This window comes from Virgibacillus salexigens, assembly GCF_000723585.1.
GTDB classification, from domain to species: Bacteria; Bacillota; Bacilli; order Bacillales; family Amphibacillaceae; genus Virgibacillus; species Virgibacillus salexigens.
In genome coordinates this window covers 829,242-852,682 of the sequence record NZ_CCDP010000001.1, presented here as the reverse complement: position 1 = coordinate 852,682, position 23,441 = coordinate 829,242, and the positions used below count along the sequence as shown (strand labels likewise).

21 protein-coding genes and 1 riboswitch are annotated in these 23,441 nt (G+C 38.2%); of the genes, 5 read left to right on the top strand and 16 right to left on the bottom strand.

Annotated elements, in window-relative coordinates; translation table 11 throughout:
• Window positions 1-199: 199 nt before the first annotated feature.
• Window positions 200-303, bottom strand: a riboswitch (purine riboswitch).
• A gap of 244 nt (window positions 304-547) precedes the next feature.
• The 6 genes from BN990_RS03940 to BN990_RS03915 all read right to left on the bottom strand — a co-directional run bounded on the left by BN990_RS03940 (window position 548) and on the right by BN990_RS03915 (window position 9,117).
• A complete protein-coding gene (locus tag BN990_RS03940; RefSeq protein ID WP_038242524.1) occupies window positions 548-1,843 on the bottom strand; it encodes an amidohydrolase in 1,296 nt (431 codons plus the stop codon).
• A 60-nt stretch (window positions 1,844-1,903) separates the two neighbouring features.
• Window positions 1,904-3,415, bottom strand: a complete 1,512-nt coding sequence (locus BN990_RS03935; protein ID WP_038242523.1) for an AbgT family transporter — start codon at window positions 3,413-3,415, stop codon at window positions 1,904-1,906.
• Between the two features lie 67 nt (window positions 3,416-3,482).
• The gene (locus BN990_RS03930) at window positions 3,483-4,922 is read right to left on the bottom strand and encodes a M20 family metallopeptidase (protein WP_038242521.1); all 1,440 of its coding nucleotides are present in this window, start codon (window positions 4,920-4,922) and stop codon (window positions 3,483-3,485) included.
• Between the two features lie 265 nt (window positions 4,923-5,187).
• On the bottom strand, window positions 5,188-6,537 hold the full coding sequence (locus tag BN990_RS03925; protein WP_038242520.1) for a M20/M25/M40 family metallo-hydrolase: 1,350 nt from the start codon (window positions 6,535-6,537) through the stop codon (window positions 5,188-5,190).
• 45 nt (window positions 6,538-6,582) lie between these two features.
• On the bottom strand, window positions 6,583-7,788 hold the full coding sequence (locus tag BN990_RS03920) for a threonine synthase (protein WP_038242519.1): 1,206 nt from the start codon (window positions 7,786-7,788) through the stop codon (window positions 6,583-6,585).
• 153 nt (window positions 7,789-7,941) lie between these two features.
• A complete protein-coding gene (locus tag BN990_RS03915; protein WP_038242518.1) occupies window positions 7,942-9,117 on the bottom strand; it encodes a Zn-dependent hydrolase in 1,176 nt (391 codons plus the stop codon).
• A 203-nt stretch (window positions 9,118-9,320) separates the two neighbouring features.
• Here BN990_RS03915 and BN990_RS03910 point away from each other — a divergent pair, with 203 nt between their 5' ends.
• Together BN990_RS03910 and BN990_RS03905 are read left to right on the top strand one after the other, a co-directional pair.
• The gene (locus tag BN990_RS03910) at window positions 9,321-10,961 is read left to right on the top strand and encodes a sodium:solute symporter family protein (RefSeq protein WP_038242517.1); all 1,641 of its coding nucleotides are present in this window, start codon (window positions 9,321-9,323) and stop codon (window positions 10,959-10,961) included.
• Window position 10,962: 1 nt separating this feature from the next.
• Window positions 10,963-11,820, top strand: coding sequence for an alpha/beta fold hydrolase (locus tag BN990_RS03905; protein WP_038242516.1), 858 nt, complete (start codon window positions 10,963-10,965; stop codon window positions 11,818-11,820).
• A 75-nt stretch (window positions 11,821-11,895) separates the two neighbouring features.
• Here BN990_RS03905 and BN990_RS03900 read toward each other — a convergent pair whose 3' ends face one another.
• From BN990_RS03900 to BN990_RS22205, 10 genes are all read right to left on the bottom strand, one after another.
• Entirely contained in the window at window positions 11,896-12,624 is a 729-nt protein-coding gene (locus BN990_RS03900; protein WP_038242515.1) for an SIS domain-containing protein, read from the bottom strand.
• Window positions 12,624-13,355 carry a creatininase family protein gene (locus BN990_RS03895; RefSeq protein ID WP_038244841.1) on the bottom strand — a complete coding sequence of 244 codons (732 nt, stop codon included), beginning with the start codon at window positions 13,353-13,355 and terminating at the stop codon, window positions 12,624-12,626. Before BN990_RS03895 ends, BN990_RS03900 begins: the two co-directional genes overlap by 1 nt.
• 112 nt (window positions 13,356-13,467) lie before the next feature.
• The gene (locus BN990_RS03890; RefSeq protein WP_038242514.1) at window positions 13,468-14,460 is read right to left on the bottom strand and encodes a phosphotriesterase family protein; all 993 of its coding nucleotides are present in this window, start codon (window positions 14,458-14,460) and stop codon (window positions 13,468-13,470) included.
• A gap of 75 nt (window positions 14,461-14,535) precedes the next feature.
• Entirely contained in the window at window positions 14,536-15,831 is a 1,296-nt protein-coding gene (locus tag BN990_RS03885; RefSeq protein WP_021289580.1) for a PTS ascorbate transporter subunit IIC, read from the bottom strand.
• Between the two features lie 22 nt (window positions 15,832-15,853).
• Window positions 15,854-16,123 (bottom strand): PTS sugar transporter subunit IIB, encoded by a 270-nt coding sequence (locus BN990_RS03880; RefSeq protein WP_038242513.1) that lies wholly within the window; start codon window positions 16,121-16,123, stop codon window positions 15,854-15,856.
• Complete coding sequence (locus BN990_RS03875) at window positions 16,123-16,566, bottom strand: PTS sugar transporter subunit IIA (protein ID WP_038242512.1); 444 nt, start codon at window positions 16,564-16,566, stop codon at window positions 16,123-16,125. Before BN990_RS03875 ends, BN990_RS03880 begins: the two co-directional genes overlap by 1 nt.
• A 5-nt stretch (window positions 16,567-16,571) precedes the next feature.
• Complete coding sequence (locus BN990_RS03870; RefSeq protein ID WP_081856103.1) at window positions 16,572-18,713, bottom strand: PRD domain-containing protein; 2,142 nt, start codon at window positions 18,711-18,713, stop codon at window positions 16,572-16,574.
• 817 nt (window positions 18,714-19,530) lie between these two features.
• Window positions 19,531-19,731, bottom strand: coding sequence for a hypothetical protein (locus tag BN990_RS03865; RefSeq protein ID WP_021289584.1), 201 nt, complete (start codon window positions 19,729-19,731; stop codon window positions 19,531-19,533).
• Between the two features lie 121 nt (window positions 19,732-19,852).
• Complete coding sequence (locus BN990_RS22210; protein WP_038242511.1) at window positions 19,853-20,281, bottom strand: response regulator transcription factor; 429 nt, start codon at window positions 20,279-20,281, stop codon at window positions 19,853-19,855.
• Entirely contained in the window at window positions 20,256-20,516 is a 261-nt protein-coding gene (locus BN990_RS22205; protein WP_148530678.1) for a response regulator, read from the bottom strand. The genes BN990_RS22210 and BN990_RS22205 overlap by 26 nt, the downstream gene beginning before the upstream one ends.
• Window positions 20,517-20,843: 327 nt before the next feature.
• On the opposite strand from BN990_RS22205, the gene BN990_RS03850 reads away from it, so the two are divergent.
• The 3 genes from BN990_RS03850 (at window position 20,844) to BN990_RS03845 (ending at window position 23,365) form a co-directional block, all read left to right on the top strand.
• Window positions 20,844-21,914 carry a C40 family peptidase gene (locus BN990_RS03850; protein WP_051739009.1) on the top strand — a complete coding sequence of 357 codons (1,071 nt, stop codon included), beginning with the start codon at window positions 20,844-20,846 and terminating at the stop codon, window positions 21,912-21,914.
• A gap of 143 nt (window positions 21,915-22,057) precedes the next feature.
• Entirely contained in the window at window positions 22,058-22,192 is a 135-nt protein-coding gene (locus BN990_RS22325) for a PspC domain-containing protein (protein WP_232620869.1), read from the top strand.
• Between the two features lie 411 nt (window positions 22,193-22,603).
• Window positions 22,604-23,365 (top strand): glucose 1-dehydrogenase, encoded by a 762-nt coding sequence (locus BN990_RS03845; RefSeq protein WP_021289588.1) that lies wholly within the window; start codon window positions 22,604-22,606, stop codon window positions 23,363-23,365.
• Window positions 23,366-23,441: the final 76 nt, after the last annotated feature.

The window sequence follows — 23,441 nt, the reverse complement described above, 5'->3', positions numbered from 1 at the left end:
TATTGATATTAGTCCTGCTTTCTCGAAATAAATCGTAAATCGCTCTCCTCGCTGTTTGATTTACTCGAAATCGATGCAATAAAAAAGCCCGGAATAATAGAATGACTTCTACCTTCCAGACCTACAAAAGTTAAAGAAAAGATATATCAGCAATAAATATAGCAATTTAACATATCAAGTAATAGCATAAAAGCCGAACAAATCTTATACTTTAACTCGTAGTCCGGTTCTTTCCGTGGGAACCTGGTAGAGACCCTCAGACCATATTACTGAGGATATACGAGTATGATATTTAATTTTTTATTACTCTAATAATATAGCAAATCCATGCAAGTTAAGCAAATAAATCTTAACATTAATCAAAAAAAATAAATTAATGTTCGCCTTTTACGAAAACCGATCATTTTCACTACCATTAAATTCCCTGACCATTTTTCCATAGATACGCTTGCATCTAAACCAATTTATACTGTGAAAAGATATGGAACCGGATTAAAACGCCATTCTTTTGGAATGGCGTTTTAGTTATTTCTAATTGTAAATTGGTTTAAACCATTTGTGCATGCTTTTCTAAGCTTAGAATCGAAGCATATAACAGTTCTACGGCTGGGAGTAAAGTATTTTCATCAATATCAAATTTTTCATTATGATGGCCAGCAGCTAACTCGGTTCCAAAAATGCAGTACGTTGCTAAGCCGCCATTATCTTGAACACGTTTCATAAAGTAGGTTGCATCTTCTGACCCGGCAGCTGCGTTTACCTCTACTGTACTTGCTTGGAAAAGAGATTTGGCTTCTGCACATTCATGAAGAACGTTTGCTAACTCATTTGATGAAATACAACTGATAGCTTCGCCGACTGTCTCCATGTGATAATCTACTCCATACATCTGTGCGGCACCTGCAACTATCTGTTTTACTTGCTGCTTCACATATTCATTAACCGAAGAATTTTCACCACGCGTTTCCACTTTTAAATCGGCTTGGTCAGCAATAATATTTCTGCCTGTTCCTGCGTGGAGCTCGCCTACATTGATTCTAGTCACCCCATCAGAATGACGGGAAATCGCATGTATGTTTAATGCTGCCGCCGCTGCTGCCAGCAGTGCATTTTTCCCTTCCTCTGGGCGGCCACCAGCATGTGAAGCTACTCCGCTAAATGATATGTTCTGCTTTGTTGTGGCAAGAAAGCCATTATTAGCTGCTACAAAATGATGATGCGGCACCCCTGTTCCAATATGCGAAGCAATAAAATAATCAACATCATCCACAACTTTTGCTTCCGTCATTGATTTAGCACCACGTGTGCCTTCTTCTGCCGGTTGGAAGATCAATTTTATTTTTCCCGATAAGTGATCTTTATTCTCTGCAATTAACGTAGCCAAGCCAAGTCCAATAGAGGTATGAGCATCATGTCCACATGCATGCATCCGATACGGCAACTGCGACTTGAATCCTTCCTTCATCGGATAATGACTGTCTAAGCTTGATTCATTAATTTCCAACGCATCCATATCAAATCGAAAGGCGATTGTCGGCCCTGGTTTTTTCGTATCCAGTGTTGCTACAATTCCTGTGTAGCCATCTGAAAAGTGCTCCATATAATTTTTATTTGCTCCATTTTCAAGCGCCCAGAGATAATGTTCCTTTGTCACTTCGGCAGATGGCTTGCCCATACATTCAGCTTCTGACATGACTTCACGGCCCATTTGTAACTCAAACCCGAGTTCATCAAGAATTGTTGCTACGATTGAAGCCGTCCTCATTTCCAAAAAACCCACTTCCGGAAATTGATGAAAATCACGCCGCCAATGTACTAACTTTTCGACCAATTGTTCACTCATATTATAATCATCCCTTTCATTTTAATTAAATCCTATTTAATTACGCTACACGACAAAGTATTAAAGAAAAGGTGTAATCCCTGGACCAAACGGGATTCCTACAAAGTAGAAGATAAGAATTAAGATGATCCATGTAATAAGGAAACAGATTGAGTAAGGGAGCATTAATGAAATAAATGTGCCAATACCTGCTTTTTTATCGTATTTTTGCATAAATGATAACACAATAACCATATATGGCATCAGTGGTGTGACAATATTTGTTGAGGAGTCTGCAACACGATATGCCACTTGGGTAAATGCAGGATGATAACCTAATTGCATGAACATCGGTACAAAAACGGGAGCCTCCAGTGCCCATTTTGCCGAACCAGATGTAATCAAGAAGTTCATTAATGCAGTAAAAATAATATAACCAATAATAAGCCATATACCGGTAAATTCAATGTCTTTAAGGAATTCTGCGCCATTGACAGCTACCCATGTACCAATATTTGACCAGTTAAAGTACGCAATAAATTGCGCAATAGCAAAGATGAGTACAATATAACTCGACATGTCTTTCATCGATTCACCCATGTACTTGCTAATGTCCTTTCCGGATTTAATATTGCCAACGGTAATACCATACGTGACCCCAATGGTTATAAAAAAGAATAAGATAATCGGCACAATTCCATCTAAAAATGGAGAAGGTATGATACCACCCTCTTCGTTTCTTAGCGGACTGTTTGGAAGTGCAATCCCAATGACAATAATTCCCCAGTAGATCACTGCTGCAATGATCGCATTTCGGAACGCTTTTCCTGCTTTTGGAGGGTCTTCATCAACGTCTGCTTCAACAGCATCGCCTTTGTATTTACCTAGTCTAGGTTCAATGAATTTATTGGTAACCAATCCACCAACAATGGTTAGTATAAATACAGAAACAATATTGAAGTACCAGTTATCGACGGGTGTAACGACGACGCTATCATCAATAATCGCCGCAGCTTCTGTAGAAATACCTGACAAGAGCGCATCCGTACCAGCAATGAATAAGTTTGCCGTAAAACCTGCTCCAGCAGCTGCATAACCAGCAACTAAACCTACAAGAGGGTGGCGGCCAACTTTATAAAAAACCATAGCAGCTAACGGCGGAACGAGTACCATCGCCGCATCTGAAGCGATATTACCTAGAATACCAACAAACACTACGGTATACGTAATTAACGCTGGTGGCGATTTTAAAATCGTTCTTTTAATGGCATAATCAAGCATTCCAACTTTTTCTGCGAGACCAATACCTAGCATCATCGCTAAGACTAAACCAAGGGGTGCAAATCCTGTAAAATTCTCAAGCATGGATGTTAAAATAAATTGCAAACCTTCACTAGACGCCAGGTTTTTTACTTGAAGTTCTTCGCCTGTACCCGGATGAATAACGGATGCACCAAACATACTAAATATAGAAGATGCAATAATAATTAAAAGGGCTAAAACCGAAAATAAAATAAATGGATCCGGCAATTTATTCCCGACTATTTCGATATAATTCAAAAATTTCTGAAAAAATCCTTTTCTCGTTTTCATCTGTCCCCTCTCCTTACTTTTAAAATCATTATTTCTTTCAAAAAACGATAATCTTTTTAATTGTTTATTAACCTTCTTCTAGTTTGGAAGGTTGTACATGGTTTGGAATTGGACAGCGATATGGATGTTTTTCTCGAAATGCATGGAATTCTTGCTTCACTTCAATTAATTCAGCCGGATTTAACAGAAGCTGAAGAGATGTTAATGCCATTGCACCTGCGGCTCGAAGCATGCCTTTATGAGCATAAGAAGAAATTCCCTGACTCGTCATTTGCCATGTATGCAATGGTGTTCCAAGAGCTGAGGTTGAGGCTGTTAATTGCGCAGTAGGAACAACCCAACTAACATCCGAAACATCTGTTGACCCTGGAAGAATTCCTTCCGTTGGTTCATATTCAGCGATGGAGTCGGAGAGATATTTACCAGCGAATTCACTGCCATCGCCACCATAACCAAATCCTTTTATTACTTCGAGGTAACCGCCTCTTTCCACATCTGTCAACGAAGACCAGATTTTTTCAGCAAATGCCTTTTCCTTATCAGTAGGCTGCTCAATTCCTAACTCCTGCATATGGTTATATAGGAGGCTTTCAAGCTTGCGATTGGGAATATAATTAGAACAAGCTTTATCAAAATCAATTTCCAACTCTGTTCCCGTCATTTTAGCTGCACCTTCAGCGATTTCGCAAACACGTTGATAAATTTCATCCACCTGAGTAACTTTAGGGGCACGAATTAAATACAACACTTCCGCATTAGCCTGTACCACATTAGGAGAAATTCCCCCTGTATTCGTCACAGCATAGTGCAGCCTTGCCTCAGGTATGATATGCTCACGCAAATAATTGACACCGACATTCATTAACTCAACTGCATCTAATGCACTTCTTCCTAAATGTGGAGAGTTAGCTGCGTGTGATGGGATCCCTTTAAATTTAAATGCTATTTGGTAGTTAGCAAGACTCGATAAACTCATTATTGCGTTAGCTGGAGATGGATGCCATGTTAAGGCTGCGTCTACCTCATCAAACACACCCTCTCTAACCATAAATGTTTTACCAGACCCGCCTTCTTCCCCTGGGCAACCAAAGAATTTCACTGTACCAGATAAACCATTCGCTTCAATGTAACTTTTAACTGCAAATGCAGCAGCTAAAGAACCGGTACCAAGCAAATTATGCCCACAACCATGGCCTACATCAACTTTAACTGGTTTATATTCCGTTTCATTTGGTTCTTGGCCAAGACCAGAAAGCGCGTCGAATTCACCTAAGAATCCAATAATTGGCGAGCCGCTCCCGTATGTTGCAACAAAAGCAGTCTCCATATCAGCTACTCCTCGTTCAACAATAAATCCTTCTTGCTCACATTCGGAAGCCAAGAATCTAGAGGATTCATATTCTTCAAATCTTGTTTCAGGATGCTGATAGATATATTCACTAATTCGCTGAAAAAGTGCTTTGTTTTTTGCTAAGTATTGTTTAATATAACTACGCGTATCTTTCATTTATATCCTCCATTCGCTTCAACTCGATTAAAAGCCAAAAAATGATAAACGTAATTTTTCGACATTTTTCAACATAATACATGCTTCTATTTAAAAAGTCAATATATTTTTAATCTTCCTCTAATTGAATGACAAATAAGCATTTTTACTGTAATCCCTTTATCATGCAAGGTTATCTCTGCATCAAAAAAGTTCTTATTTACCATTCAAGAAGATGCAAATAAGAACCCTGGAAATCTTTTCAAAGACTTTGTTGTATATTTAATTAAGCATACGCCTTTCCTAATTCGTGTATAACATGACATGTACACATAATTCCATCAAAAAAATTCTCTACATTTATATTCTCATTTGGAGAGTGATTCGCCTCATCAAAGTTGGCATACGGCACGACAACAGAAGGGACGCCTAATAGTTGCGTCCAAACATAATCTGGTAAACTTCCACCAAGACTTGGCTGTAAAATTGGTTTTTGATGATATGATTTTTCTACCGCTTTTTTAATAATTGCCACCTCTTTTGAATCTGCAGGTGTACGAGAGGCTTTCATGGAGCCATGTCTGATAATCTCTACATCTGGAGCATATTTTTTTACATGCTTTTCAATCTTCCGGTAAATATCATCCGGATCTTGATCCACTACTAATCGAAAATCTATTTTGACATTTGCAATAGATGGAATAATCGTTTTTGCACCTTCGCCACCATAACCACTATGAAAACCAGCTATATTAAAAGTAGGTTCTAACGTTAGTTTTTTATAATACGCTTCTTTGGTCATGTCAAATTCTTTATAACCAATCTTTTCAGCAATCGATTTTGGATCAAATGGCAATGTAGATATTAATTCCAATTCGTTTTCTGTTGGTTTACGTAAATCATCATAGAACCCTTCAATGAGGACGTTGCCATTCTGATCTCTCATGGTCTGCAATAAATCGATTAATTTCCAAGCAGGATTTGGAGCGATATTCCCTTTATTACCCGAATGGTTGTCCCACTCTGCGCCTTTAGCTAAAAGTTCAATAAACAGCATTCCTCTTACTCCAAGTAATACAAAGGGAGCGCCACTATCATGCATGGGACCATCTGATGTGTACACTAAGTCAGCTTTTAGTAATTTTTGATGCTCTTCCACAAACCTGGCTAGATTAGGACTGCCACTTTCCTCTTCCCCTTCAATTACAACCTTAATATTGATTGGTAACTCCCCTATCACTTCCTGGTAACTTTTAATTGCCAGCAGCTGTGCCATTATTTGCCCTTTATTGTCCCCCGCTCCACGACAGAAAATCTTCCCATCCTTTATAGTTGGTTCAAAAGGAGGCGTATTCCATTCCTCTATTGGATCAGGTGGCTGCACATCATAATGACCATAGATTAATAATGTAAAAAGTTTCGGATCTTTTATTTTTTCACCATAGACAACAGGATGACCATCGGTTTCTATTAAGCTTGTATTTAATCCTATATTTTCTACCATTTCAACTAACATGGCAGAGCATGCTTCCATCCCGATATTTTGGGCACTAATACTTTCCTGCCTTAAAAAGGTAAATAAACTATCCAAGTACTCCCGACGATTCTTGTTTACATATTGTTCCATTTCCAACATACATATTTCATCTCCTTATGGCAGTACTCTAACTAATACAAAACATCAAATCTTCGCTTCCTTGTTTAACGTTGGGACCTCTACCTGTACCGTATTTGGATATTTTATTCCTGCTCCGGTATTTAAAACGACGACGCTCTCTTCATCATGAAACCAACCATTATTTCGTAGGTCACGCACAGCAGCAAAGGCTGCTGCACCTTCGGGACACACAAAAGCACCCTCCATACTGGAAATTTTCTCCTGCTCTTCCAGCATTGCTTCATCTTCTACAGCGATCGCACATCCGCCAGTTTGATAAATAGCCTCCAAAACTAAGAAATCACCCAATGCTTTTGGTACATTTATTCCAAATGCAGTTGTTTGAGAGTTCAGCCAAAAATCGGATTCTGTTTTATTTTCCTTCCATGCCTTCACAATCGGAGCACAGCCTGCTGCTTGAACTGCTACTAATCGAGGTAACTTTCCTTTAATCCATCCTAACTCTTTCAATTCATTTAATGCTTTATAAATACCTATTAATCCTACTCCACCACCAGTCGGGTAAAGAATGACATCAGGAATTTCCCAGTCCATCTGTTCTGCTATTTCCAATCCCATCGTTTTCTTACCTTCTATTCGGTACGGCTCTTTCAATGTAGATACATCATATAACTGGTTATCTTTCACATATTTCCCTATGATCTTTCCAGCATCACTAATTAAACCATCCACTAAGTAAAGATTAGCACCTGAGACAGCCGTCTCCTTTCGAGTAATTTCTGGGGCATCTATCGGCATCGCAATCGTTGACTTTATTCCGGCTCTAGCAGCATACAAAGCCCATGCTGCACCAGCATTCCCATTAGTAGGCATCGCAAGCTCCGTCACACCTAATTCTTTTGCTTTCGACACACCAACTGCCGCTCCCCTAGCTTTAAACGAGCCAGTTGGGATAATCCCTTCATCCTTCATATAGAAGTTCTTTATCCCTAGCTCACTTCCAAGCTTGGACATTTCAACAAGCGGGGTCATCCCTTCGCCAAGCGAAATGACATTCTTACAATCCGCTACTGGAAGCAGTTCATGATACCTCCATAAGGAATCCTCCCGATCCTTCAATTCATCTGGCTTTAGATTATCTTTTAGTTGTTCGAGATCATAATTTACTAGAAGTGGTGCTCCACATGTACAAAGCTGCTGGACTGTGTTCACATCATACGTCTCACCACATTTTGGGCAATCAAGATACGAAACATAACTATACGGCATTGTAATCACTCCTATAGAAAAGAAATAATAGTTTAATTTATTTATCTATTTTAAATAATTTTATATTAAAAGAAAAACTTTGTTTACCATCAAATAAAAATACTGTAATATAGATAGCTTACAGTCTCGCAGTCTCTTACTTATATCAAATCATTAGTCAGTACATAAATTCGCTATCACTTCTAACATAATTTCTGATCCTACTTTAATATCTTCTACAGAGGTGAATTCTTCTGGATGGTGACTCAGCCCATCTTTACTTGGTACGAAAACCATGCCCACTTCCATATTATTCACGAGTGAATTTGCATCATGATTGGCGCCACTAGGTATAGACATAAATGAAACGAAATTGTTTTTACAGGCTTCGATTATCTTGTTTTGTACATCTCGAGAAAGTTCACTCGGCGCTTTCTCAATAAGCTGCCTCGTTTCTGCTTCAAAGTGCTTTCTTATATAAGCTTTTATCTCCTCTTCGATCATTTTCATTTCATTTAATTTGCTGCCTCTTATTTCTACTGTAAGATTCACAAGGCCTGGTACTACGTTTGCTTGATTTGGATGAACATCTAATTCCCCCACTGTAGCCACGTTGTCCCCGCCAAATCTGCAGACAATCTGGTTTACTTCTTGGATAATCTTCGAAGCATACAATAAAGCGTCTCTTCTCATGTCCATCGGAGTCGTTCCAGAATGGCTGCTTTTTCCTTTTACGGTGACATGAAAACGAATAATGCCTGCAATAGAAGTAACGACACCGATCTGTTTTTCATTAGCTTCTAATACCGAACCTTGCTCAATATGTAATTCCATATAAGAAAGGTATTTTTTTCTGTTTCTTACTGATTCAACATCCTGCCAATCAAATGATAGTCCTTCTAATTTTTCTTTTATAGCTTCACTTTCTTCTATTAAACCCGCGAATGCCCTGCTTCCAAACGTTCCTCCGAGTACATTTGCTTCTTCACCACGAAATGCAACTAATTCTATCGGATTGTTAAGGTTGATTCCCATTTCCTTTATTCTTAATAAACATTCTAAACCTAATACGACACCAAGCGCCCCGTCATAAAGACCTCCTTCAAAGACGCTATCCAAATGAGAACCCATCAGTAATGCAGGAGCGTCTGCTTGTCCAATTCTCCCAAATACATTGCCCACTCTATCCTGTTTTGTAGGTATTCCATTTTCCCCCATCTTCGTTTTTAACCATTGTAAAGCTGCATCTTCCTCTTCGGAATATGCCAATCTTGTATAGCCTTTTGTACCACTGGAGATTCTTCCGATTTCATCTAAGTGATTCATTATTCTATCGATGTTTACATCCACTCTATCCATCTCCTATGCTTTAGTAAATTTCACTTCATAACTACATCTTCCTATCAGTTTAGCATGAAAATAAGAAAAGTAAGATAATTTAAGAATAATAGATAAAATTTAACTACAATTATCTCTACCTACAATCAAGCAAGTAATATAATTCTAACGACGATCATAGAAATGATTAGAACTCTGAAATAAGGAGGAACGAAATGGTCTGGTACAGTTACTATATTATTCCAATTGTCTATTTAATTGCGATGATTCTAGTTGGTGTATTGGTGGCTAAAAAACAGGAAACAAGAGCAGACTTCTACGTTGCTGGCGGCAAGATGAATGCAGGATTACTATTTAGTACAATCTTTTCCACAGTTGTAGGTGCGAACACATATATGGGATTTAGTGGAATGGTTTATCATGATGGTTTTTCGATGATGTGGCTATTAGTTGCCGCAGGATCAGCCTATTTTGTTCTTTTCTTTATATCAGGGAAAATCAGACAAATAGCCCGGCACTTTGAAGTCTTCACACTACCTGACTTGATGGCACTTCGTTATTCGAGCTCGGTTGCCATTCTTACCACCTTATTTTCGCTCGTCGCACTCGTTGGCGGAGCAGGAGGAAGTATACTAGGGATAGGAGTGATTCTTCATTCTATCTTAGGGATTGATACGACATTAGCCATTTTAATTACTTCTGTAGTAACAATTACGTATACAGCTTTTGGAGGGCTTATGGGGGTGGCATTAACCGATTGGATCCAATCAATTATTATGGTTATCGGATTAATCCTTGTTATTGTATTTGGACTTCAGGCCCTCTCCCCTGAGAGCACATTAATGAACGCAACCATAATTGGTAGTGAAGTTATGCAAACAGTGTTAGGTGGTAACTTTATGAGCCTTACAGAAAGTGCAACATTTATGATGATCATGACATGGGCCATCACTTTTCTTCCTTTAAACACAATCAGTCAAACGCAAATACAACGCGTTTATTCGGCGAAAAACGTAAAAACAATTCAGCGTATTAGTCTACTGATGGTTTGGTTCGTAGCATTATTTATGGCGTTTGGATTAGCACTTGTCGGGGGGATTGGAAAGGCGTTAATTCCTGATATCAGTAATGCAGAAACGATCTTCCCCGTACTAGCAATGGAAGTCATTCACCCATGGATAGGAATCATTATTGTAACGGGTATCTTAGGAGCTTGTATGTCTACCGTCGACTCGAATCTTCTTGGTGCAGGCATTCATGTAACAAGAGATATTTATGAAAAAAACAAGCAACGGTTAGGAAAAACGATTAATGAAAAACATACCATTTCCATCACACGTTGGACCTTAGTAACGATTGGAGTTCTATCCACCTTTGCTGCCCTATGGACACCATCTATTATGGAATTATTGTTACTGACACAAAAAATATTTGCAGGTGCAACGTTCATTCCAATCATCTTGGGGCTATTATGGAGCAGGGCGAACACCAAAGGGGCTACAACAGGGATACTACTTGGAGCTGGTGCCACGATTTATTGTCAAATTATTAGTAGTACGATCGACCCTGTCATCATCGGCATTCTTTTCTCACTTGCTGGAACAATCATAGCTAGCCTGATTTCTACAGAGGAGACCGAAAAAGGAAAACAATTTATTTATAAGACGATTAATAAGAAGGATATGGTGTTCTTATCAATTATTCTTGTCGGGTACATTGCTTTCCTTGTCGGCGTGAATTTTGTTAACGTATGGCCGACCTTAATTGTGATTACACTTATCGGCTTATTAATTGGTGTACTATTATTAATTATATATATTCTTCCAAGAAAACGGAAAATCGGAGAGGAGCCTTAAAATGTATGCAAATATTAACGATACGACCCTTTATTTCGATGTAGACGGAGCTCAATTAACACTAGAAAACGGACAGTTCAAAGAAAAGCCTGTCGTATTTGTCTTGCACGGTGGACCTGGCGGATCCCATTTAAATTTCAAACCACATTTAGATGCATTAACCAAAGAAGTCCAACTTGTTTATATCGACCAACGTGGCTGTGGCTATTCAGCTGAAGAGGACAATGCTACCTACACACTCACACAAAATGTTGCTGATATCGAGGCATTACGAGAATATCTTGGACTCAAAAGCATCTGGATATTAGGCCATTCCTATGGTGGGATGGTGGCCATGCAATATGCTTTACAACACGGCACTTCACTTAATGGCCTTATATTAGCAACAACTTCTCCATCTTATCAATTTATAAAGAAAGCAAAACAATTCATAAACGAACAAGGAAATGAAGAACAGAAATATTACGCAAATATATTATGGGAAGGAGGTTTCCAATCAGAGCAAGAATTACAAGCATATTATCAAGCGATGAGTTCACTATATTCCCATAAAATAAGCGATAATCAAGAACAAGTCAGACCGTCTGTGAAACGGTCATATCAAGCACTCAACAAGGGCTTCGGTGGATTTTTAAAGAACTTTGATGTTAGAGATGATCTACATACCATCACTTGTCCAACTCTAATTATTGCTGGAAGATACGACTGGGTAACCCCTGTCAGTGAAAGTCAAGAAATACATCAACGAATCCCTGGTAGTACCTTCCACATACTTGAAAACAGTAGTCACAGCGTATTTAATGATGAGAATGAGAAGACCATTTCCCTAATTCAAGCATTTATAGAGACTCATTTATAAGAAAATGAACCCCCGACACGCGGGGGGTTATACATAAAAAGAAATCAACGTTACGAAATTTTATTAACGGTACCTTTATAGTTGTATTCGTTGCTTATACGTATCAATCAATATTCGATTATGCTGATCAGCACCTTCAATATTTCCACTTAAGAAAACAGGTGGATCATAATCGTTTTCTGCCATTTGCTTGATAGACTCAGCAAAAATGGCATTTAGTATGGTTGCACCAATGACAGTGGAGCTAGGAGAAAAGTTTACCTCCACTTTGTCATGTGATAAGAGTGCATCCCCAACCGGCGCATGGTTATCAATTACTAGATCCACTACATGAAACAAATGCCGTTCACTTGTATGGCGTGATGGTTGGCTAGATGAATATGCCATGGAGGTAATTCCAATAACAAAGGCCTCTTTGCTTTTAGCCAAAACAGCCACATCAACTGGAACAGGGTTTCTTCCTGATGTCGAGATAACGATTACAAGGTCTCCTTTACGAATATCCTGTTCCTCCATAAATGTCTTTGCATAATCATTTTTTCTCTCTAACATAGAAGAACGAACAGCGCCTTCATGAAGCATTAGCGGTTCATGTAAAATAGGATGTATTGGAACTAATCCCCCTGCTCGATAATAAACTTCTTCTGTTAGGATATGCGAATGTCCACATCCAAATAAATGCACAATACTTCCATTTTGAATGACATCGGCAACTTTTTTAGCAGCATGATTTAATGCTTCCTGTTCTTCTTTTTTGACAATAGCTAGTAAATTAGTAATTTCACTGAAGTATTGTTGAATCATTATAACCCCTCCACTTTGAATGCTTCGATTATCTTAACCATATTCTCCAAGGCAGTTTCGATAATATATTCCCCTTTTTCTTTTGTCGCAAGGCTGGCATCTCCTAATACAGCTGTTTCGGTAAACTCCTCCCAAGGTGTAGGCGTGGAATCAGCGTGCATTGGTATATTTGGAATATCCGTAAGCGCCTTGTCCATATCAACGAATTCGGGAGCCAGGTACAGCATGTAAGATGTTTCGATTTCACAGGCATGAAAGTAAGTGTTATGGGTTGAACTGTTCTCTCTGACTTCAGCTGCCGCCTTGTTCATGCCTGGATAAAAGAAATAAAACACACGCATTTCCGGGCAGGATTCGTACAATACCCGCGCCGCTTCTTTTAATGCTGTTTGGTTCCCTAAATGCCCATTCACCATAGCAAATGTTCGAAATCCTTGTTTATAAAGACTTTCACCGATATCAACGAGAAAGGAGATCAATGAATTGTTGCTTACATTAATACTTCCCGGAAAGTTGCGGAGGCTCCATACTTGACCATAAGGTAATGTCGGCAGTACAAAAGCCTTCACACGTTCCGCCAATTTTTGGGATAACCGCTCAGCCAGAAAATTATCCGTACCAAGCGGTAAGTGAGGACCATGAGCCTCCACTGCACCGATTGGTAATATAACAATTTGTGATTGATTCATTTTTTCTTTTATTTCAAATGAATTCTCATTTTGGAATTCCACCATGCCTCAAGCCCCCAATTTTTCAATGATTGTTTATAACGAAATAACCCCCGAACGGTTCACATTCCAAAACGATGATTATGTCTACACAAAAACTCTCGCAACTTCACATCTATTTTTTAAATGCAAAGCAACGTGCCGGGTTATGGATGAAAAACTTTTCGATTAATCGTTGACCATCAAAACCATTCTGATTCGCTTCATCAATAAAACGTGGAACCCACTTGCCAATAATATTTTCCAAACCTAACCCGTAATCATAATGTTTGTAGTAGGATTTTCTTGCTGTGTCGCCACTCACCAATAATTGATCCTCATACCCTTTTCTAACCAGTTCTAAAATACATTGAATTCTTGTGCTTTCTGGGGCATACTTAATTTTTGAGATACCATCAAAGGAAAGTAGTGCACCAGTTTGTGCTACTTTCTCATGGTAGTAAGGATCTGGATTACGATCCATATGACCGAAGCTAATATGTTCTAAATGTACGCCTTCACTTTTCAGTAGTTCAATTTGTTCCAGAGCCATTGTCCCCGCTTCTGTATGAGAGTGCAATGGCGCTTTTGTTTCATGATGTGCTCGAGCTACTGCACATAGTGTTTTTTCCTCTAACGGGGTTATTCGGTTATAGCCTGTACCAAATTTCACCTGGCCGCCACGTATATTCGTACCTTCCATCCCCTCTTCAATTTCGCAGATAACAAAATCAGCCAGCTTATTGATAGATGTTGCATCTATCCATTCATAATACGTATGATAGTCACCTGTTACTTTTTTTACGTGTTCAGGGATTTGCGCGTCCCAAAGGAAACTCTTGTTGAAGCCTGCGGTACCCACAATGGTGACATCCGTTTCCTCTGCGATCTCTTTCACTGCTTGCACATCACGTCCATAGTCCACTGCAGTTGCATCAACAATTGCTTGTCCACCGAAGTTTTTGAAGTCTAGCACATCCTGCTTGGATTTTTCTTTATCATCTAAAAGCAAATCATCGTTTTCTTGTTCCACCCAATATGGAGGGCGACAGACAATGTGTTCATGTGAATAGGTAAAACCTAATTTTGATGGAGCTATATCACCATGAAATGTTCTAATGAAACTCATATATATCACTCCTGATGTAAGTTTAATAGATTAATTGGAAAACGGGGATGCTATATCCCCGCTGATGGATCCAACCTAGAAAAATAGTTGCGATAAAAACCGGATAATCGGGCCTAAAATGAACATATCTGAATCTGCTGCCCACATGGCTGTATCTGGTACGGTGTCAGGTAGAAGCATTTTCACCATCACAAACTGCCCCCATGCAACAACAGTGGAGGTAATGAATCCACCTAGAACAGCACCTCTTACACCACCGGTTGCATTCCCAAATACGCCTGCAGTTGCAGAATGGAAGAACAGTACAATCATCGTTGGCACAAATACATAACTAACTGTATTTCCTAAAACAATCAACCAAATTAGTGCCCCAACAAAGGAGCCTAAAAATCCTAAAATGACAGCATTTGGTGCGAATGGAAATACAACTGGACTATCTAAGGCTGGCTTCGCACCAGGTACGATCTTGGTTGCAATCCCTTTAAATGCTGGAACCATTTCACCAATGAACATCCGTACACCTAATAGCACCACAGCAATACCAGCAGCAAACGTGAATGACTGAATAATCGAATATACGATGAAGTTCTGATCTCCAGCAGCTTCCACTAGCGCTTGCGCTCCTGGTGTATCTTTAAGGGAGATAATAATCGCACCAATTAAAAATAATAGTCCCATTGTTAATGCTGTAATAACGTTAGAATCTCTTAGAAATTCCAAGCCTTTCGGAAGCTTGATTTTTTCAGAATCATTTTCTTTATTGCCTAAATATTTACCAGCCAGCGCACTTAATAAAGATACCGATGCCGAGGTATGACCCAGCGCAATATTGTCATTCCCCATGATCTTCCGCATGAATGGCTGCGTCAATGCAGGCTGAATGGTCCAATATAAGCCCATAAATACTGCTAGGAAGATAACGAGCTTACCAAATGAAACATCACCTGCAGTTTGAACCACAATTCCTGCAAAGATGGTGGTTGTCCAGAACATCATATGACCAGTTAAATAGATATATTTAAATCTAGTAAACCTTGCTAATAAAACGTTAATAACAAATCCTAGAGTCATTGCTAATGTAACCGCACTGCCATATTTAGCATTAAATGTTTCTTGCCCCATGAATTCTCCCAGTGGTTCTGCGGATAAATTAAATACTTCTTTCCACAGTGGTTCAAAAACCGTCAGCGCATCTGTAATTACCCCTGAACCTGCACTAATGATTAGAAACCCAATAACTGCCTTGAAGGTTCCGCTAATGACCTGGCTCATGCTTTTTTTCTGTAGTAATAACCCTAGAAGGACGATAAATCCAAGTAGAATTGCTGCTTGTCCAAAAATATTCGTCGCAATCCAAAAAATAACATCCATTCGAGTTCCCCCCTATATCGTTTTAACTCACAACGTTCTCATCAATTGCCTTATTAATTTCTTCCATATCAAAGTAGTTATTTACAATGAAAACTTTAGCGCGATGACCTACCAGACTTTCTGCTAGTTCATTACTCGTTATTATATAATCGGCTTCCATTGTTGAAGCTGTAGAAACATCGGTATGTTCCACCTCTGCACTAATCCCTTTGTCTGCTAACGCTTGCTCCACATTCATTTTTAAAATTAAACTCGTACCTTGTCCTAATCCACAAACTGTCAATACTTTCATCACGATCTCCCCATTTCCACTATTTTTTTTATTTCTTCATAGGTTCCTGCAGTTGCTAACTTTTCTACATTCATCGGATCATTGAGAAGACCCGTTAATTTTCGAAGCAAGGTGATATGCTCCTCACTGGATGATGCACCTAAACCAAATACAAGACGAACTGGATCGTTCGAAGCGTGACCAAATACAATTGGATCCTTTAATTGCACCAGTGAAACAGAAGCTTCATTCACTCCATCTTCGGGTCTGGCATGTGGAATCGCAATACTTGGAGCTAGTACAAAATAAGGTCCGTTTTCCTTATAGGAATACTTCATCGCTTCAATGTATGACTTTTCGATGTACCCTTCTTTTAATAAAAGCTCCCCAGCAGCTTCAATAGCACCTTCTGCATTTGCTGCTTCCACCCCAACCTTCACAATACTTTCTTCTAAAAACCTCATCGCATTCACTCACCTGTCCCTTTGCGTAATTTCATCTCCGTTGAATATGATTGAATCATTTTGATTAGTTGATGTTTATCTTTTGTCTTCAGCATACTTTCCTTCATCTCTTTATTAGAAAATAGTCTTGTAAGTTGTGATAATGCTTTTAGATGCTGTTCATTATCTCGTGAAGCTAAAACAACCAGGACGTTTGCAGATTTTCCTAATATGTCAGTGGCTTCTTCCAAATGCAGCATACTCATCCCTGTTTTTATTACTCCATCTTCTGGGTTAGCATGGGGGAGAGCAAAATGATCAGATATCACAATATACGGACCAACCCTTTTAACATTTTCGATCATCTCGACGACATAATTTTCTTGGATATACCCTTGCTTCAACAATGGTTTAGCAGCAATTCTGATAGCATCTTCCCAATGATCCACCCGCTTTTTAAGCACAATTCTATCTGATGGTAAAAGCTTGGCTAGGCCCGGTTTCTTTACTTCATTTTCTACATTTATTGGTGCATGAAAATAACTTCGAAGCTCCTTGGATAAGGATTCCTTGTCTTGAATTACTGCGTATCTTCGGACAATATCCATCACCGTTTCAACAGAATAAACTTGGTTTTTGGAGGAATGTTCAAACAAACTGTTTACTTTTTTCAATAACTGCTCTTTATCTTCATTATCTAATACAGGATTCACTACAAAGACTGGCACGTCCCTATCCATTAGTGGAATAGTTGAGACAATAAAATCAACATGCAAATCCATTTTTTCATATTCCCTTAATGAGGTTACCCCAATGGTTTCTACATCAGAAAATAGTCCTTCAAGCTGGCTTTCTAATAGTCTTGAAGTACCCAACCCATTCGTACAAACAAGAAGCATGCTTTTACGAGTCGGTTCAAGCATTACACCCTCTTTACGAAGCCATCCTCCAAAATGCATTGTAATCAGAGCAACTTCATTTTCATTCATTGGTTGACCGATTATATTTTCAAAATGATGTACTACTTTTTTCGTTAAATGAAATACTTCCGAATAATTTTTCTTAACCAAATCCCTTAAATCATTCTCTAGTTCAATGCCATATTTAATTCGGTAGAATGCTGGTTTTAAATGAAGCAGCAAGTTTTGAATCATTTGTTCCGGCTCTTTAAACTCAATTGCTGCATAGCGTTGAAAATCAGCAGCCATCTTTTCCACCACATGAAGCAAAGTGGTCATTTCTTCGCTTTCTAAGTATGTTCTAAAATTGTAATTCACTTTTGCACTGAGCAGATACTTCGCGAAATAATATATTTCATTCTCTGGAATCGTCATATCAAATGAATCAGCGACATGATTACATAAGGACTGTATTCCTTTGTATTCATCCATCGTTTTAATTACTTCTTTTTCAACTGCGTCCACTTCTACAAATGATTGCTGCTCGATTCTCCTCAGGAAAAAATGAAACCAAATGATGATATTATTCAAAAATTCATCGGTAAACTCAACCATAAATCGTTGCTCATATGCATGTAAGGATTGACTTAATAACCGAATTAATGGAATATCGAATATACAATATGGTCCCATCATTTGGTTATCTTCTTTGTTCGCTGTCTCCTCCAGAGACAAGAAACTGTGCCATCCTTCTTTCGGAGTGACGATAGCTAAGAAATGAATCAACAACCTCCTGATATCGTTTTCATTTCCCTCTATAGCATATCCTGTCTTACGATCTGAATAGAAAATTAATTGGTATGTCTTCATTTCCTTCTTCAGTTTTTTAATATCTTCTAAAACGGTATTTCTACTTACTTGAAAGAGCTTTCTTACATCCTCTAAAAAATACGGTTCACTCTGACCGACAATATGAATATAAATCCATGCCCTTCTCTCCGTAGGGGAATACGCATAGTACGTCATTCCTGAGAAAGGATACTTCGTAATGATTGCTTTTTTAACCGCAGTTTCTAGATATAACCCTTGCCGTCTTACCTGCTTGATCTCTCCTAACTGATATTCATGCAGCCAATCATTTACTTTATCAAGGTCACTATAAATCGTACGGCGCGACACATTTAACAATGCAGCCAGTTCTTGAACAGTAATATATGCATCTTGTTTCAAAAGTTGATTTAAAACAGCCATACTACGTTGATCCATCATTATCCCCCTAATCAATAGTTCATAAGTAGCATGTTCTATACTTGTATTATACTAAGAAGGCATCTACGTGGTAAGACCAAAAGAACCACATGGGCATGTGCAAAATTGTACTGAAAAAGAAACGGAAATTGTTTGGAAAGGGATCAAATAGTAATATGCGAGACAAATCTATCAAAATGCGCTTCTATTGAGGCTAGATATTTACCAAAAAGAGGTAGAGAATTTTTTAAAATGATTAACGGGAAAATAGAGTTGATGGTTAATTTTTGTAATTGGTGAGGGGAGAAAGTAATGATCTAGTATCGTTCATAAAACAAACCCACTAAGCTCATGGCTCAGCGGGCAACCTTAATACGCCTATTAATTACATACATTCCTATATCAAACATCGCACCAGCACTATCAATGAGAACATCTTTCGCTTGTGCTCCTCTACCCCCCCATTTTTACGCCAGTGTAGTATATCAATAACATCCTTGCGACATTTTTTACCAATTTCCAAATATATATTGCTAATATGCACCTTCGTTGTGTTCCCTCTTCGATTTGTATTAGGTTGGCAATCTCTTTATATGACATGGAGTAGCCAGCTTTGCCCAAATACATTGCAAAGAGTTGTTTGTTTTTTGTTTCCGACTGTTTAAGTCATGAAAAAGGGACCTATCAAAGAATCTGATAAGAAAAACTGCTCTTTTTTTACAGTAAGTAATATATCTACGATGTTAATTTTGGTTTGTTCTGTTTTAAAAACTAAGCTGTTCCCACCATATTTGATAATCTCTCCGATCATTTTTTTCGGAAGGCTCGATAAAAACAATTACTTTGTATCATAACCTGATATTCTTGTTAAGGCTTCCATTGTACCGTGTGCTTGTAAATCTAGTAAAGCTATTGAATTTTTCAGTTTCCGCTTTGGCCTGCGTTTTAATTCCTGGAGATTAAACTCACCGTTTAAATGCAAGCGATTAATGATATCGTCTAAATATTTACTAGCGGAAATAGAAATATTTCTTATCATATTATGGCCTTCATTCTTGACCTAGAAACTAGGTTTTTAATGAATAAGTACATCATACTAAACACACAGTCATGTTTTTAGTGACCTTTGGAAATAAAAGTAATAATTCGTGATTAAATTACTAATTTTTATCCAATAGTTGACGAAAACAAGAAATTAGTTGCTTTCGATTATGGATTCCAAAGGTTTGATAGATTCCACTAATATAGTTTTTTATGGTACCTTCACTTAAAAATAATCGTTGGGCAATATGTTTATTTGAGAATCCTTCAACCATTAAAACAGCAATATCTATTTCCCGGTTGGATAATTCAAGACTGCTATTTTGCAATGAATTTTCCAGAATTTCTCGTTTGTTAAATTGTCTTTCCATTATATGTTTAGATAATATACGTGACACTTCTCCTGAGAAGACGATTTCATTTTCGATTACATCTCGAATGCAAGAAATAAATTGATCTCCCTTTAATTTTTTTAATAAGAAACCATCTGCTCCCACATAGATAGCGGAAATGATTGCATCTTCATCTGTTAAATGTTGTAAGAACAAAAATTTTCGTATTTGGATGATTTTCTTTTATTTCCACGATTAATTTAATGACATCCGTGTGAGGCATATGGATATCAACTAGCACCAAATCTGGTAGGTGCTCTATAAATCTTAGTATCCCATTCTTTCCATTTGTTGCAGTTGCAACTACTTGTAAGTCCTCTTCGTTATTCAAAAGTGCTTTTACTCCGTCTATAAATAGTTGTTGATCATCTACCAGCATTACGTTTATCATTCCTAATTGCACCTTTTCAAAGTCTCCCCTTACGTTTAATTTAATGGTAATACAACAAAATTACATAAAAATATTAATTTTAAAATTATAAACTGGTGTCTAATTACCCGTACCAATCTCATAGCTTAATTCTTGCAATACCAACCTACGATTCCAAAAGTTCGAAGAATACGACTTTTTAGGTGAAAAGTCACCGTCTTCACCCATTATATTACAAAACAATTACAAATATCCTATAAATCTATCATTTTTTTGTAACAAAAGCTATAATGGAATTAATTTCCTAACACATTTTGACAATTATATTACAGAGGGGAGCAACAACCATTGGCGAATAAAAAGATAATTATGACCGTGACTGCTGGAGCAGCAATTGCCGCATCGATTGTTGCAGCTGAGGAAGCAGATGCTGCATCATATAAAGTCAAAAGTGGTGACTCGTTATGGACGATTGCACAAAAGTATAATACGAGTGTTTCACAATTAAAATCGATTAATCATCTCTCAAGTGACTTAATCTTCCCAAACCAAATTATTGAGACAGATAAAAAAGGGTCTTCTTCTAACTCAGGCTCTTCGAATTCTTCTAATAATAACTCTAGTAATTCTTCTAGTACATATACCGTAAAGCGTGGGGACACGTTAAGCGGAATTGCATCCAAACATAATATCTCCTTAAGTAACTTAATGAAATGGAATAATTTAAACTCCACGTTAATTTACCCAGGAAATGTGTTTGTTGTAAGTAAGAACGGATCAAGTTCGAATAGCTCAAATAATTCAAGCTCTAATTCAGGATCCGGTTCATCAGGTTCTGGTAACAGCGCTTCGAAAACCTATGTGGTTAAATCTGGGGATTCCTTATCCGTGATTGCAGGGAAACATGGTGTGACAGTTGCTAATTTGAAAAAATGGAATAACCTATCATCTGATTTAATTCTAATTGGCCAAAAACTAAGTATCGGTAGTAGTTCAGGATCTAGTTCAAGTTCGGGATCAGGCGGTAGCTCTAGTGAAAAGCCTTCTAATGTTAGCTATAATGTCGATAAACTTATTCAAACGGCTAAAAGTTATGAAGGCGTAGGTTATGTATGGGGCGGTTCCTCTCCATCTGGCTTCGACTGTAGTGGGTTTATCTATTATGTCTATAAAAAAGCTGGAATGAGCATAAGTCGAACTTCAAGCGATGGTTACTATAACCGATCTTATCATGTAAGTAAACCTAAAGTAGGTGACCTCGTCTTCTTCGCAGGTACCTATCGTCCAGGAATCTCACATCTAGGTATCTACTTAGGAAATAATCAATTCATCCATGCCGGATCAAGTGGTGTACAAATAAGTAGTTTAAGTAACCCTTATTGGAGCAAACACTTCGATAGTTATAAACGCTTCTATTAATCAATTAAATAAGCCTTAGCTCTATATATGGGCTAAGGCTTTCATATTAGATTTTTTACAATGGTTTATAGAAATGTTATGCCAAATCTAATAACTTGGCGGACGGTGGTTTGTAAATTTTTATGTTTAAGGAGTACTTACAAATGAAAAAGTTGCGATCATCCCCAGATAAATCGATCACAGGTGTATGCGGTGGGATTGCTGAAATCACAGGGTTTCTTCCTTTTTCACACGACTCCTCTTCCTATTTACACCGGCATCAATATTTCTCTATGTAATTCTCACTATAGCTATTCCAGAAAACCCGCGTAAACCACCTTCTATTTAGCCACCATTTTGCTTGGTGATCTTCAGCCAGTCCTATAATTGGTGAATTCGAATTTCTCTCCATTATCAGCTACGACAATATTTCCGAATAAGTTGCAATCCATAATTGGCTGTCTAGCCCAACCAATACTTGCTTCATTTAGACTTCCAAATGCTTCACATAAGGATACTGGATTAATAAGTTCCTGCCATCAGTTACCCATCCTTCAACTTCCTTCAACTCTAGAATACTTTCAACAACAAGATGCTTTACTCCTCTGTATATTTAATGATAGTTATACTATCATTAAAATAGTTGTGTTCTATCATGAGGTGATTTATAGTAAAAATATCCCGATATTTTAAAAAGAAAGGTGATTCCCATGAAACGCTTAGAAGATAAAATAGCAATTATTACAGGAAGTGGCGCCGGTATTGGAAAGCAAATTGCCCGTACGTATGCCCAAGAGGGCGCGAAAGTGGTTATTGCTGATTTTGATGAAAAAGCACTGCAAACAACTGTCAATGCACTTCAAGAACAAGGTTATGATGCTCTAGGCGTCAAAGTGAATGTTGCAGAAGCTAGTGAGGTTCAAGCAATGATTGATGATACTGTTGAAGCTTTTGGCAGGATTGATATCCTGGTAAACAACGCTGGGGTTGGTGACAATATGCAGGCTGCTGCTCATGTAGAAGATGCAACATGGGAACGTGTCATGAATGTAAACGTGAATGGGGTGATGCATACCTTACGTGCAATTATTCCTATATTTATCAAAAATGGAGGCGGTACCATTGTTAATATGGCTTCCATTACAGGACTGACTGGAGGTCGTGGTGGACTTGCTTATACCGCATCCAAACACGCAGTTGTTGGCATGACGAAAAACGTGGCATCACAGTATGGACCAGAGCATATTCGTTGTAACGCCATTGCCCCTGCACAAGTGGAAACTGAGTTTTCCGCACGGATGACCAATGTTGATCCATTTGGTCTGGAAATAGCTACCCGCGGGGTAAACCTAATGCCTAAAGCTGGACAAGTACAAGATATAGCAAATATTGCTCTATTTTTAGCCTCTGAAGAATCAGCCTATATTAATGGAGTAGCTTTAGCTGCCGATGCTGGATGGAGTGCTTATTAAACTAATTGTATATAATATATCTAAAGCTTTAGCTTTGTTTAAAAGATGCTAAGGCTTTTTTTATGTCTTCTAGACG

What these genes read in the sequence shown, in the direction of transcription:
- BN990_RS03940 (WP_038242524.1), bottom strand. Translation starts at nt 1,843, where the DNA reads ATGAGTGAACAATTGGTCGAAAAGTTAGTACATTGGCGGCGTGATTTT.
- BN990_RS03935 (WP_038242523.1), bottom strand. Translation starts at nt 3,415, where the DNA reads ATGAAAACGAGAAAAGGATTTTTTCAGAAATTTTTGAATTATATCGAA.
- BN990_RS03930 (WP_038242521.1), bottom strand. Translation starts at nt 4,922, where the DNA reads ATGAAAGATACGCGTAGTTATATTAAACAATACTTAGCAAAAAACAAA.
- BN990_RS03925 (WP_038242520.1), bottom strand. Translation starts at nt 6,537, where the DNA reads ATGTTGGAAATGGAACAATATGTAAACAAGAATCGTCGGGAGTACTTG.
- BN990_RS03920 (WP_038242519.1), bottom strand. Translation starts at nt 7,788, where the DNA reads ATGCCGTATAGTTATGTTTCGTATCTTGATTGCCCAAAATGTGGTGAG.
- BN990_RS03910 (WP_038242517.1), top strand. Translation starts at nt 9,321, where the DNA reads ATGGTCTGGTACAGTTACTATATTATTCCAATTGTCTATTTAATTGCG.
- BN990_RS03905 (WP_038242516.1), top strand. Translation starts at nt 10,963, where the DNA reads ATGTATGCAAATATTAACGATACGACCCTTTATTTCGATGTAGACGGA.
- BN990_RS03900 (WP_038242515.1), bottom strand. Translation starts at nt 12,624, where the DNA reads ATGATTCAACAATACTTCAGTGAAATTACTAATTTACTAGCTATTGTC.
- BN990_RS03890 (WP_038242514.1), bottom strand. Translation starts at nt 14,460, where the DNA reads ATGAGTTTCATTAGAACATTTCATGGTGATATAGCTCCATCAAAATTA.
- BN990_RS03885 (WP_021289580.1), bottom strand. Translation starts at nt 15,831, where the DNA reads ATGGATGTTATTTTTTGGATTGCGACGAATATTTTTGGACAAGCAGCA.
- BN990_RS03880 (WP_038242513.1), bottom strand. Translation starts at nt 16,123, where the DNA reads ATGAAAGTATTGACAGTTTGTGGATTAGGACAAGGTACGAGTTTAATT.
- BN990_RS03875 (WP_038242512.1), bottom strand. Translation starts at nt 16,566, where the DNA reads ATGAGGTTTTTAGAAGAAAGTATTGTGAAGGTTGGGGTGGAAGCAGCA.
- BN990_RS03870 (WP_081856103.1), bottom strand. Translation starts at nt 18,713, where the DNA reads ATGATGGATCAACGTAGTATGGCTGTTTTAAATCAACTTTTGAAACAA.
- BN990_RS03865 (WP_021289584.1), bottom strand. Translation starts at nt 19,731, where the DNA reads ATGATAAGAAATATTTCTATTTCCGCTAGTAAATATTTAGACGATATC.
- BN990_RS22205 (WP_148530678.1), bottom strand. Translation starts at nt 20,516, where the DNA reads ATGATAAACGTAATGCTGGTAGATGATCAACAACTATTTATAGACGGA.
- BN990_RS22325 (WP_232620869.1), top strand. Translation starts at nt 22,058, where the DNA reads ATGAAAAAGTTGCGATCATCCCCAGATAAATCGATCACAGGTGTATGC.
- BN990_RS03845 (WP_021289588.1), top strand. Translation starts at nt 22,604, where the DNA reads ATGAAACGCTTAGAAGATAAAATAGCAATTATTACAGGAAGTGGCGCC.